Raw genomic sequence first — 12753 nt, forward strand, 5'->3', positions numbered from 1 at the left:
GCGCGGTAGCCTCGACACCTGCCACTACAGGTTCGGGGTTAGCGGGCCGGATGGTGTTGGTAGCACCATCCGGCCCGTGCTGTTTCTTTGGATGAGTTACCGGCTATGCTACGACGAACTGCCCAACCTGTCAAGCGCACACTTGACACCGTTGGCGAAACGTTTGTAGCAGCGAATCGCCTCGTAGTGCGGAGCCAGCAGAAAGCCTTAGCGCTGATGTGTAAATGACACGAGTTACGCGGTGGGAGTTCGGGGGCGGCAAAGCCGCACCCGAAAACTTCCTTTGGCCGGTCGCGGCCACGGCGGTGGCCGCGACCGGCCAAAAAGAGATGATTTTGGAGGGCTTACGCCCTCCAAGCCTCCCACGCGGGAGGACACCGCGTAACTCGTGTAAATGAGGAAGTGTTTTGGCCCGACCGTATGACGTTTAGTTGTCGCGAGCGCGCCAGAAGGCGATTTCAAAAAGCAACGATCTCGCGCGAAGCGGTCAGCTGCAACACCGTGTTGAGTGCTGCTTCTAGCTTTACTTCTGGTGAGACAGAAATGAATCAAGATCGTTGTTTCCAAGCCGAGTTTACTGCTTGGTAATGCGACTGCTGTATCTCGGAAGGTCCTTCATCAATTTGGACGAGCATCATATTCTGAATATCAGTGAGCACTAGATGATGAGCGGTAAGGCCAATGACGACCTGATTGCAATACGTATATTGCGATCCCTCAGCTGTAATGAACCCTAGTGTGATTGTTTGGAGGGATTGGCCGATGAGGCGATCGTCGTGCCATTGCTCCCATCGCCGGTGGTGGTGGTGGCGCGATAATAGGTGGTCGGGCTGATCTAAGTTGACTGGAAAACGACCGAAAGATGCTTGTGCACCAGAGGTATTGACAAAGATAGCCATCTCGATGGTTGTTGTGCAAAGCACAAGCCCATCATCAAAATGATCGGGTAAGCTCTCGTAGGTCGCTACGGGGCGGAAACAGGCGGTAAGAGTTCGCCCAACGAGCTGCGCACGCCATATCGCTAAAAACGCTGCAAAGGCATCCGTGTCGTTGAAGTGATACTGCATATTACTATATAACTGGTGAGATGGTTTTGATGGGATGAATAAGCAGAGAAAAATTGGTCATATTCGCATTTATTAGACCTGATGCCTCAAAGAACCCAACGCCCTGCGCATCACCCGCGCCGGCAGGCTGGCACGGACGCTCCCAAGCGGGAAAGCAGTTTACCGCATACCAGCGCGGAAAATCGCCACGATTCAGGCGATTCGGCTGCACGCATTGTTGGGCCGAGCGACATCGATACTCGATAGTTCGTCTTTAAAGGAAATCAGTCGTTGGTTGGTGGTTGTTTGCGTGTGATATCGCCATACAGTTGTTCTATCTGCACACGATCAGCCGGATTATAAAAGACTGTGGACTTCCCTGCTGGTGGTGCATCTCTAGCTGGCGTAATCGGGTAAATGGTCGGTGTTTCGTCGCTTAATACTTCTATGACGTCGTCTTCTGTGCTGATAAGGTAGTGTTTCAGGTCTGGATAGAGCACATCCAAGAGCGATTCGTGCTGCTTGAGTTCTGCGATCCACGGGGAAACGACCACGAGGAGTGTCCAACCAGTATCAGGTGTACCGGCAAGAGCATCCCACAATTCCAGACGATACTCTTCGAGAAGGTTTCGATAACCCGGATAGCGGGTAAAATCAACTTGAAAACGATGACGTTGTGGATGGCGTTGGTCTTCGAGAACGATAGAAAGTCTCCCCTGCACGTCGGTCAGTGAGACAAGAGCAAGACTTTGTGCATCTGAGACAGGTGTGTCCCATCGCTCAAACACCCAGTTGTCATACAGCGATGCCAAGAGGTGCTCCTCACGCATAGACCAAGACATCTCGCTGAAGATTACAATAGCACAGGGGCGATGGGCTGGCAATCACAAAGCTCGGCCCAACGGATTGCGCATCAGCTGCCGACGAGGCGCGCGGCACAGGATAACGCCAAAATAGCAACGATCTCGCGCGCGAAGCGGTCAGTTGCAAGCGCTTGTTAGCCGGCAGTGCGGGTCAGGCTTTATTGCATTAGGACGCGCCAAAGGGGCGATCTAGAATTATGCAACAATGCCACATTCTATCTGCATGCCAAAACCACAACCTGTAGTGGCTTGCTGATTTTCTGGCTACGAAATGGCGGAATAATTGTGCAACAAAGCCTGCGGGTCACCTTAATGTTGGAGATAAAAGATGATCTTCAAGCGAACAGCGACTTTCAATTCGTATTTTAGGAAAATTTAATCGATACATTCTAATAGCTCAGCGCAAAATGCTTGTGCTTTAAGCAAATCTCCTGCTTCAAGTTGATCTTCATTGACATGGCGTAGCTTATTTCGCACAAAGACGAGATGATCTTTTCGTTCTTCGAACCTAAATCTTGCCTTCTTTGTATCACGGCTGAGGCGGACGAATTTAGTCGACAAATCGGTCCATTCAGTTCCTAATAGGAAAATATCAAAAAGATCGCCTAGATCCAAGTTCTTTAAAACATCACCATTATTTAGAAAAGATTCCGGGCTTACTCTTGCCCTTTTGAGAATTTCTTTCCATTGCTCTGGTGACGAGGAAGTAATCCGTTTCTGAAGCCAATCTGGCTTGTACTTATTATCAATATGAATTGCCAGTACATGGCGCATCTGTCGTTCTGTTTTTTTCAGTAATGAGTCGACGTGATCTGCTAAAGTGGGTGTAATAGATATCGCTCCAAATTTCCTGAACCATTCTTGAAATAAGTCGCCTGCTACAATTGCCATTTCTGAAACATTATCAATACGCACAACTCCCGTGTGTGATAATATAGAAAGGCTACGGTTAGCCGAGCTACCAAATTCTGAAAGTATAATAGCTCTTTGTATTGCTCCTCTGTCCATGATTTGCGAATATATGGCAGCGGCAGTATTGCCGAATTTGTCAAGCCAGTTCTGGAACAAAAAATTTTGTTCAGTGATAAACTTTATTCTAGCCTGCGTAAGTGCTTCATTTGGATTCCTCGAGCTGCTATTGTGAACGAAGCTCATCATATACTGTATTAGAAAAGGATGTCCGCCTGTCATGTTGTAGACATCTGTGATAAACTGATATGTCCACTGCTGTTGAGATGGTATAGTCATCAGTAGTTTTGTATCTTCCTGATTGAAAAGTTCTAGCTCACGCCATGTCAGTACGTTTCCAAGAGGTGAGCCAATATCCTTTGCGATCTCGAACATTTCACTAGAACCAGCAAACACAGCACTAACGTACTCAGATAAGTTAGGAGTATTATGCAACAAGGATCGCCAATTAGCAAAAAAACTTCGTCCCCAATGCATTTTTGTGATGGGTTCCACCTCATCAAACAATAAGATAATTTGTGGTCTATAGTTTTGGCAAGTATCGATTATTTTAAGTAGGTATTCACTAAAGTTTACTCTATTCACAGGGCGATCATTAGAAAAAGAAATTTCTACCAATCGATATAATACCTTAGCGAGTAGATCTGATATTGCTTGAAAAACCAGATCGGGAGAGTTATCAAACGATATCGAGCCTGTTTCGATGTAGATCGGTAGTACAAGAAGACCACCTCTTTGAGCCTGATGTGAGTATGCCAGTAAATCTTTTTCCACTCTACGTAGTAGAGTGGTCTTCCCCATTTTACGGCCACCTGTTATGCCAAAAGAATGCCCTCCAACTAATTGGTGTACCAAATCGTTGGCTAGGTCAATTCTCCCAAAGAACATGTTAGGATCAACACGTTGCCAGTTGTAGGGGTTGGTCGTATTCATAGTGGATCCTTATAACCAAGACGATAACGCCTTAGCCATCTGTAAAGGAGGTTGATCTTTATGTAATAGTTATTGTCTCTGTAATCAATAATTTGATAACCTATTAAATGTCTTAAGGCAATATCGATTGGTTCATTGGTCAATGTGGAGAGCTCATTCTCCTCGGAAAGACCTTCCGCAATAAAGTAAAACAAGTCTTTCTCTTGTGGAAAATAGTTTAGTCTTTCCAAGATCTCCTCAAAAATATCACCTTTCTGACGAAGGAAAGATTCGGTGCCCTCAACGACCATTTTCTGAGTAATGTGGAGAGGTCTCGAAGAACTAAGATGTACTATATGACTGCAAAATTGCCTGGTGATATATGGATGTCCTCCAGTTTCGTTGTAGATGTGTTCTAATGCCTCGTTCTCGAATGAAACGCCCATGCCTCTCCCAAGTTTCTCTATCATTTCATAGCACTCTTTTTGGGCTAGGGGTGGAAGAAACATATCTTTATAGAACTGAAAAACAGGATTATCCCTACCTTCCCACTTACCCTGTTCACTTACAGTTGGGTTAGCAGCTGTAACAATACTAACGACTCTCCCCTGAGTGGTTTGGGATATCCCTCTTAGATGAGCAAAGAAAGAAGAATACCCGCGAAATCCAGGGCTATACCCTGGGGCTGGAAGCATCCATTCTAATTCGTCGATCGTGATAACAATCTTACTTGGAACAGGGCCTTCGATATCATCGAGTGAATCAATAATTTGGTTGATATCCGAATCGAAGCGTAGGGGATTTCTTTCCTCTGGCTTGTCGATTTTCTCGTAATCTTCCTCACACCCTAACTTGAGATTTAAATCCTTTATCTGAATTCCGTTCTGCCGCTTGTCCTCGATGCTTTCTTGTAGCGCTCTTGCTATTTTCCAATAGAGATACGCACAATCATTGCTTGCCCCAGCTATCTTTTGAAGATCAATATAAACCACTATGTCGTTGGGTCTTTTTTCCTGAATTTGATACATTAATGATGTTTTACCAACTTTTCTCAGCCCATATATACCGGTGTGTTGACCATCATCTATATTGCGCATCAAATTTTGAAGCTCTGACTCCCTTCCGTAAAACTGTCTTCCAGATACAGGGAATCGATAGTGAAATAAATCTCTTCTAGAAAGCCATTGATCCAAAATCTGTCGCAGAATTGTTACAATGTTGTGTTCTTTATTTTGCAAAAACAAGCTATTTTCAATAGGCACAATGACTTCACGGCTATCTTCCACTATTCTATAAAGGGCGTCGCGCCATTCGTTAATATTTTCTGCAATTAGGAAAGCTATTTCCGTGTTAAGGTTAAAACCGCGATATTTCCGTGATTTTCTGATCGTTTGTAGAAGATCATTTATATTTTTCCATTCTGCGGGATGAAAAAGACATCTTGCTAATATTCTTCCTTGCAAATCATAAGATTCCGTGTATTCAATTTGCTTCGAAGCAATTAGCAAATCGGCAAAATTATCATTAAAATCCTCCACACGAATATCAAAACCTGCAGCTCGCAAGAAATCCCAAGATTTACGACCTAACTCTGGACCAGTAACGAGACTTAGCTTGTGGCGGATATCGTTTGGCATGGCATCGAGCGTCATACCTAGATGTTTAGCCTGTTCAGCATGAAAAGCAGCCTCTTGGAAGCTTGCATCGTCATCAGTACTGGCAAGAACAATAGCTAATGACCAGTGCAATTGTTTAGCAAAACTAGGAGCAGCTCTAAGTCCTCTTCGGAAGATATCTGCAGCACGCTTCAGATCGCCTCGTCGTCGCAATCGCATGCCAAAATGCTCATAGAGAATGCCTTCAGCAGGAAGTATTTTTATGCCCTCTTGTAGTACCCTTAGCGCGTTATCTCCACGCCGTGCTGACTCTTCCATTGCTGCGTAGGAGAGGAAGACGTATGGATTTGTTGTGTGTTTTATTGCTTTTTCAAATAAAGATTTGGCTTGGTCGAAGTCGCGTTCGTCCTTTGCAGCAAGCGCTTCACGGTAATACCGCTCTGATTGGTAGCTAAGAGGATCAAGTGTTCGAAAATTAGGTCTCGCTAAGATATCGCTTTCCGGTTGATCTACTGTAACTATAACTTCTTTTGCAGCCCAACCTTTTGGAACGCTTATGAGATCGAACTCAACAGAGTCTCCAACCTTTAATGACCTCCCCCAAGCTTCGACGTCACTATAGTTAAAGAATACATTCCGGCCATCTTTAGCTTTGATAAAGCCATAGCCGCGATCATGGAAATATCTAGATATAAACCCTGTAGTTCTGGACATACATTTGCTCCCTCAGAAGAACCCATCTGTGGCATTATAGCATTGTGAAGTTGTGATTTCAAGGGTAATGGAACGAGGAGACCCAGAGATGCGAACAACGCATATGTACTAAATCCGTGTAGTTAACTTTGGGCAGTAGTAATTGTACAAGTTTGATGCTGCCGGCTAACTCATTATTAGATGGATTATTACAACTACTACACATATATATGCAGAGGTATATACCATTACACTTTATTAGACATTATCAAGATTCGGCTATGCTGTCATCCGCCAAGAGGTGTCGTACGCGCAGATTGTATAGTCCACAGCAAATTGCCATCACCTGATCGCGTATATCCGAACACCAGTGGCGAATGACATCATGCACAATCCGATAGACTTTCACACCACCAATACTATGCTCGACCAGCACTCTGATGTGCGAAATCCACTGATTCTCGGCTTTTTCTTCCGGCGTCAGCGTGCCCTTACGGGGTTTCTTTTTCGGCTGGAGGATTGTCACACCTGGCAGCGTAAAGCCCTGAAAACCACTCTCTTGCGCAAGCACACTTCCTTCGGGCAAGTGATACCCAGCTTCATCGGCAATCCGTTTATCGTGCACGCGCCCTGCATAGGTCGCACTCAAGAACCAAATCCAGCCATCTGCATCCACCAGGAGGAGATTCTTGATCGTATGGTCCTTCTGCTTGCCGCTATAGTAGATTTCCTGCTCATCGGCGTCTCTTGGTCGCGCTATCGGCCGCTCAGTTCCGTCTTGGCAAAAAAAGGGGGCGCTTCGGGATCGAGCGATTGCAGTTCGTGCTGCAAGTAGCTGGTGAGTTCCGTGGCAGTGCGCGCCGGAAGCAGGTTTTGCTCCGCCAAAGCGGCTTCCAAGATCTCGAGCAGTAGCCGGACCCACTTGCTCACATTCGGTTGACTCATACCGAAGAGCTGTCCATGCACGTGCTGTATCGCATTCTGTTTGAGGTAGGTCAAGATAAACAGCAAGCGATCAGCGGCAGTTGGCAATGGACTGTTGGCGTACGTGCTCGCGCGCTCGCCTTCACGGAGATAGCCATCGAGTGTGGTGCGGTCAAGATAGCGCTGCATTGCCAGAGCGAAGTGTGTCAAAAGGTCGGCGAATGTGGCGTGATCAAGACCAGTAAAGGCGCGTATCGCTGCTCGTTCTGAAGGATTGCCTCGAACTTTGGCATCATTCTACTCCGTAGAGGTGTCATCAGCCGGGCAGTATATCACGAACCTTGATAATATCTAGTGCAAACAACGATATCGAGGCTCCCGCCATCCGATACCCTCTCGGTCAGCAAGCGAGAAAGTATACGCTCAAAAGCTACCGTATATTGGGTGAAGAAGCATGAAGAATTCCTACAGCAAAATGTATATGGGACGACCCCCTACTAGCATGGCGATAAAGCTAGCATAGCACAAATTCGCATAATGACAAGAGGTACCGCGTAAAGTTGTGTAAATAGGCTTAGATATGCGAGTGCCTAAAAGCGAAGCTTCATTGCAACGCTCTGCTGCTTCGCTCCCAACGACGCGCGCCCGCTCGCCGGTATTCGGCGAGCGGGCGCGCAAATGCCAGCAGCGGCGCGATTACTCTTTAGGGCGGCGCGCGGTGCGCACCGGGCGCTTGCGCTTCGAGCGGCGCGTGAGGCCGATCGACTCGATCACCTGCGCATCGTCGCCGTACTGCGCGGCGATGTTCGCCTTTGCGCCCATGATCGCGTTGTGGAACGCCCAGCCGGCCTCGATCTCGGCGTTGCGCTGCGCGGCAAGTTGTGTCTCGCCGCGCTGCACCGCCTCTTTGCTTTCGCGGTGCGCTCGCTCCAGCGCCACCAGCGACTCAACGCTCTGCTGCGGGTTCAGCGCCCGGTAGTCCTCCAGGTCGCGGATCGCCACCAGTGCCGCGCGATCGTTGTCCAGCCGGTCGTCCGGGAGCCGATAGTTGGAAGTTACTGCCATGGTGTCTCCATTGTTCTTCCAAAGAAGTTTCCACCCCGACTACTCACCACCCCACCACCCAACGGGTATTACTATAGCCGATCGTCGGCGCCCCGCCAATCCCCCGCCAGTCCTGTCTGGCTATAGCCCATACACACCTGATCTGAGACTCGCTGGTAGACCAGGAGTTTTGTGTAGACGAGCCTACAGAACATGTAGACCAGCCTACAGAACATGTAGACAAGCCTACACAACGTGTAGACTGAACTGACAGAACATGTAGACGAGCCTACAGAACATGTAGACGAGCCTACAGAACATGTAGACGAGCCTACAGAACATGTAGACGAGCCTACAGAACATGTAGACGAGCCTACAGAACATGTAGACTAAGCTGACACAACGTGTAGACTAAGCTGACACAACGTGTAGACAGGTCATGATCACTGGCGCGTGCAGGGCATACGTGCGCGTGGGAGGCATTCCAATGCGGTGGCGGCACAATGATGGCTTGAGCGGAGCTGGGCATGTGTGATGGCATGTCTACATATGGTGAGCCAAGGAGGTGACTCAATGACTTATGGGATAATATCACACTTGATCAGCACAAATTCTATTCTTGCGAATTAAAATCAGTCAATCGCAAATCCCAATGCATATGGTACAGGTAATACCGTATATGGAGGAGTGGCCATGATCCTGCCGAAAGACCGCGACCCGCGCCTGATCACAATCCGGCGCGGGGGCACGCTTTCAGACACCGACCACCAGCTGCTCGCCCTGTGGGCGGCCGCGTGCGCCGAGCACGTGCTGCACCTCTTCGCGGCGGCGCGGCCCGACGACCCACGGCCGCGCCAGGCGATCGAGCAGGCCCGCGCCTGGGCGCGCGGCGAGATCACGATGTCCCAGGCGCGCGCGGCGGGAGGCCACGCCATGGCCGCAGCCAGAGATCTGCGTGGCGCAGCGCGGCACGCCGCGTACGCTGCCGGCCAGGCCGCCGTCGTCGCACACGTCGCCGCGCACGATCTCGGCGCTGCCGCGTATGCGATCAAGGCTGCGCGTGCTGCCGCCCCGCACGGCGAAGGCGAGCGCGCCGGCCGGCTGGAGTGCCAGTGGCAGCGCGAGCAGCTGCCGGAGGCGATCCGCGAGCTGGTCATCGACGATCAGCGGCTGCGCAACGACATCTGCTGGTCGGTGTTCGACTGCTGATACTCCAGCGCATGGCGGCTGTGCAATGGCCACGGCTTCAGCCAGGCGCAGTTTCCCCTTGCAACCGTTAGAAGCTGTATGAAGAGGGTGGCCGCCCCCCGTTTTCAAACAGGCTATTAGCGCTCCAGCGCGTCGGCAAGGACTTCAGCCAGGTGGCGCGCGCGGCGCCCGGCGCCATCGGCGATCTGGTGGCGGCAGCTCGTGCCCATCGCCACGACCTCGGCCTCAGGCGGCAGCGCGCGCACCGCCGGCAGCAGCGCGCGCTCGGCCATGCGCATCGACATATCGTAGTGCTCGGCCTCGTAGCCGAACGAGCCGGCCATCCCGCAGCAGCCGCTGTCGACCTCGCGCACCTCGGCGCCGGGGATCATGCGCAGCAGCGCCAGCGCCGCCCCGGTGCCTGCCAGCGCCTTCTGGTGGCAGTGGCCGTGCAGCAAGAAGGTGCGAATTTCTTTGCCGCGAAGACTCGAAGACTCTAAGCCCTGAGAATATTTTCCCGAACCTTGAGTCTTTGAGTCGTTGTGGCTACTAAAAGTCAGGCTTGTGTGGCCAGCGTGTATCTCGCGCGCCAGAAACTCGTCGAGCAGGAGCGTCTGCCGGGCCAGCACCTCCGCGCGCGGATCGTCGACTAGATCGGGCAGCTCGTCGCGAAACGTCAGGATGCAGCTCGGCTCAAGCCCGACGATCGGCAGGCCGGCGACGGCGTAGGGCGCCAGCCACTCGAGCTGCTCGCGCGCCAGCGCCTGCGCCTGGCCCAGCAGCCCCTTCGAGATCAGCGGCCGCCCGCAGCACACCCGCCGGCGCGGCAGGATCACCGCGTAGCCGGCCGCCTCGAGCACCCGCACGGCGGCCTGCCCCACCCTCGGCTCGTTGTAGTCGGTGAAGGTGTCGGGAAACAGGACGACCGACCGAGAGCCGAGAGCCGAAGATGAAGAAGCGTGTGTGCCATCCCCACTCGTGGTTCCTGGCTCGTGGCTCCTCCGGCGCTCAAACCAGACGTGGAACGGCTCGCGCGCGAACTCGGGCAGCGCGCGGTGGCGGCTGATCCCCAGCAGCCGCTCGCCCAGCCAGCCCGCACCAGGGGCGCGCAGCGCGGCGTTGGCCAGCGGCGCCAGCGCGCTGCCGGCCCGGCTGAGCTGCCGAATATGGCCGAACAGCCACGCGCGCAGCGGGACGCCGCGCTCGGCATACACCTGCGCCAGCCACTCCGACTTGAGCCTAGTCATATTCACGCGCGAGGGGCACTCGGCGGTGCAGCCCTTGCACTCGACGCACAGGTCCATCACCTCGCGCATGCGCTCGCCATCCATCTCGGCAGCCGGCAGGGCGCCCGAGAGCAGCATGCGCAGCGCATTGGCGCGCCCACGTGTCGAGTGCTGCTCGTCGCGCGTGACCATATAGCTCGGGCACATGGTGCCGCCGCCGGCCTTGCGGCACAGCCCGTTGCCATTGCACAGCTCGGCCGCGCCGGCCATACCGCCCGTGTCGGCGAAGCGGAAGTGCGTACTCAGCGGGATGGCCACGCGGTAGCCCGGCCCGTAGCGCAGGTTCGTATCCATCGGCGGCGCGTCGACGATCTTGCCGGGGTTGAGCAGGCCGTGCGGGTCGAAGGTGCGCTTCAGCTCGCGAAACGCCTCGTACAGCTCGTCGCCGAACAGCCGGCGGTTGAACTCCGAGCGCAGCAGGCCGTCGCCGTGCTCGCCCGACAGCGCGCCGCCGAACTCCAGCACCAGGTCGCGCACGCCCTCGGCGATCGCGCGCAGCTTGGCCACGTCGCCGGCGTCCTTGAGGTTCAGCAGCGGGCGCGCGTGGATCAGCCCGACGCTGGCGTGCCCGTACATGGCCACCGCCACGCCATAGCCCTGGCAGATTGCGCGGAAGCGGCGCATGTACTCGCTCAGCCGCTCGGGCGGCACCGCCGAGTCTTCGACCACCGTCTCGGGCTTGAGGTCGGGCGAGAGCGACTGCAGCAGCGGCATGCTGGCCTTGCGCACCTGCAGCACCGCGCGCTGCTGCGCGGGCGTGGTGGCGCGGGTGAAGTCGAAGTCCAGCTCGCAGCGCCCGCGCACGTGCGCCTCCAGCCGGTCGAGCCCGGCCAGCGCCGCCTCGGGCGTATCGCCGAAGAACTCGACCTGCAGCAGCCCGCCGGGCGAGCCGCGCACGAACGACGCCAAGTGCCCGGCGTAGTCGCGCGATTTGCGGGCCAGGTCGAGCAGGATCTCGTCCATCAGCTCGACGGCGGCCGGCCGGCACTCGAGGCACGGCACCACCGCGTCAAGCGCCTCGGCCAGCGACTCGAACGCCAGGATGCCGATCGCGGTGTGCCGGGGCACCGGCACCAGCCGCAGCTTGGCCGCTAGCACGATCGCCAGCGTGCCCTCGGAGCCGACCACCATTTTCGCCATATTGAAACGCGGATCTTGTAAGGAGGAAGGGCGAAGGGCGGAGGACGAGGGCCGGCTCTCAATGTGGGGGGTGCTTGCTTCGGCTGGTACACCGCTTTCGTCTTTCGCCTTTGATCGTTCGCCTACGGGCACAAACTCATCCAGGTTATACCCGCCGACGCGCCGCAGCACCTTGGGGTAGCGCCGGGCGATCTCGCCGGCGTGCTCGCGGGCCAGGCGGCGCACCGCGCGGTAGGCGCGACCTTCGAGGCTGTCGAGCAGGAGCTTGGCGCGCAGCTCGTCCTCATCCAGCGGCCCAAGCTCGGCCAGGCTGCCGTCGGACAGCATCACCCGCAGCGCCAGCACGTGGTCGATCGTCTTGCCGTAGACCACCGAGTACATTCCCGACGAGTTATTGCCGATCATGCCGCCGATCGTCGCGCGGTTGGACGGCGAGACGTCGGGCGCGAACTTCAGGCCGTGCGGCGCGAGCCGGGCGTTCAGCTCATCCAGCACCATGCCGGGCTCGACCCAGGCCCAGCCCTCGGCCGGGTTAACCTCCAGCAGGCGGTTCATGTGCCGGGTGAAGTCGAGCTGTAGCCCGCGCCCGACGGCCTGGCCGGCCAGGCTGGTGCCACCGCCGCGCGGCTGGAGCGGCACGCCGTGGCGGCGGGCGGCCCGCAGCACCGCCGCGACATCCTCGGCGTCGCGCGGCGCGACCACCCCGAGCGGCTCGATCTGGTAGATGCTGGCGTCGGTGGCGTACAGCGCGCGCGACACCGCGTCGAAGCGCACCTCGCCGCGCACGCTGGCGCGCAGCTCGCTTGCTAGCGCCTCGCTCATTGGTTGAGCCTTTCTGCTCTTCCTGGTGCGGTATCTCTTTCCTGGGCACTTCGCCCGCGGCCCTCCGCTCCTTCCGCCCCTCCTCGTACAAACCGATCTCTCCGGGGCGCTTCGCCCCCGGACCCCCGATTAGGGGAGCGAGCCCGCTCCCCTAAAACCCCTTCGGCATTTTATGCCGATGCAGCTTTACTGGCAACTTGTCATGCCCAGCCCATGCACAGTAGTGCCTACGCGGTACGGCTGCACGCTT

Annotated in this window: 7 protein-coding genes and 1 pseudogene; 1 reads left to right on the forward strand and 7 read right to left on the reverse strand. The window is 54.5% G+C overall.

Annotation, left to right across the window (positions count from 1 at the left end; translation table 11 throughout):
* Positions 1-548 precede the first annotated feature (548 nt).
* The 6 genes and pseudogenes from U0177_RS17510 to U0177_RS17535 form a co-directional block, all read right to left on the reverse strand.
* Positions 549-1067, reverse strand: coding sequence for a hypothetical protein (locus tag U0177_RS17510; RefSeq protein ID WP_409571949.1), 519 nt, complete (start codon positions 1065-1067; stop codon positions 549-551).
* A 263-nt stretch (positions 1068-1330) separates the two neighbouring features.
* Positions 1331-1858, reverse strand: a complete 528-nt coding sequence (locus U0177_RS17515) for a hypothetical protein (RefSeq protein ID WP_409571950.1) — start codon at positions 1856-1858, stop codon at positions 1331-1333.
* Positions 1859-2284: 426 nt separating this feature from the next.
* On the reverse strand, positions 2285-3811 hold the full coding sequence (locus U0177_RS17520; protein ID WP_409571951.1) for an AAA-like domain-containing protein: 1527 nt from the start codon (positions 3809-3811) through the stop codon (positions 2285-2287).
* On the reverse strand, positions 3808-6120 hold the full coding sequence (locus U0177_RS17525) for a cold shock domain-containing protein (protein ID WP_409571952.1): 2313 nt from the start codon (positions 6118-6120) through the stop codon (positions 3808-3810). The genes U0177_RS17520 and U0177_RS17525 overlap by 4 nt, the downstream gene beginning before the upstream one ends.
* Before the next feature lie 247 nt (positions 6121-6367).
* A pseudogene (locus U0177_RS17530) lies at positions 6368-7316 on the reverse strand (transposase family protein).
* Between the two features lie 403 nt (positions 7317-7719).
* The gene (locus tag U0177_RS17535) at positions 7720-8088 is read right to left on the reverse strand and encodes a hypothetical protein (RefSeq protein ID WP_409571953.1); all 369 of its coding nucleotides are present in this window, start codon (positions 8086-8088) and stop codon (positions 7720-7722) included.
* Between the two features lie 672 nt (positions 8089-8760).
* On the opposite strand from U0177_RS17535, the gene U0177_RS17540 reads away from it, so the two are divergent.
* Positions 8761-9276, forward strand: coding sequence for a putative immunity protein (locus U0177_RS17540; RefSeq protein WP_409571954.1), 516 nt, complete (start codon positions 8761-8763; stop codon positions 9274-9276).
* Positions 9277-9392: 116 nt separating this feature from the next.
* On the opposite strand, the gene U0177_RS17545 is transcribed toward U0177_RS17540, so the two are convergent.
* Positions 9393-12503: an FAD-binding and (Fe-S)-binding domain-containing protein gene (locus tag U0177_RS17545; protein WP_409571955.1), complete on the reverse strand. Its 3111-nt coding sequence runs from the start codon at positions 12501-12503 to the stop codon at positions 9393-9395.
* Positions 12504-12753 lie beyond the last annotated feature (250 nt).

The sequence above is a fragment of the Kouleothrix sp. genome, assembly GCF_046328425.1.
GTDB lineage: Bacteria > Chloroflexota > Chloroflexia > Chloroflexales > Roseiflexaceae > Kouleothrix.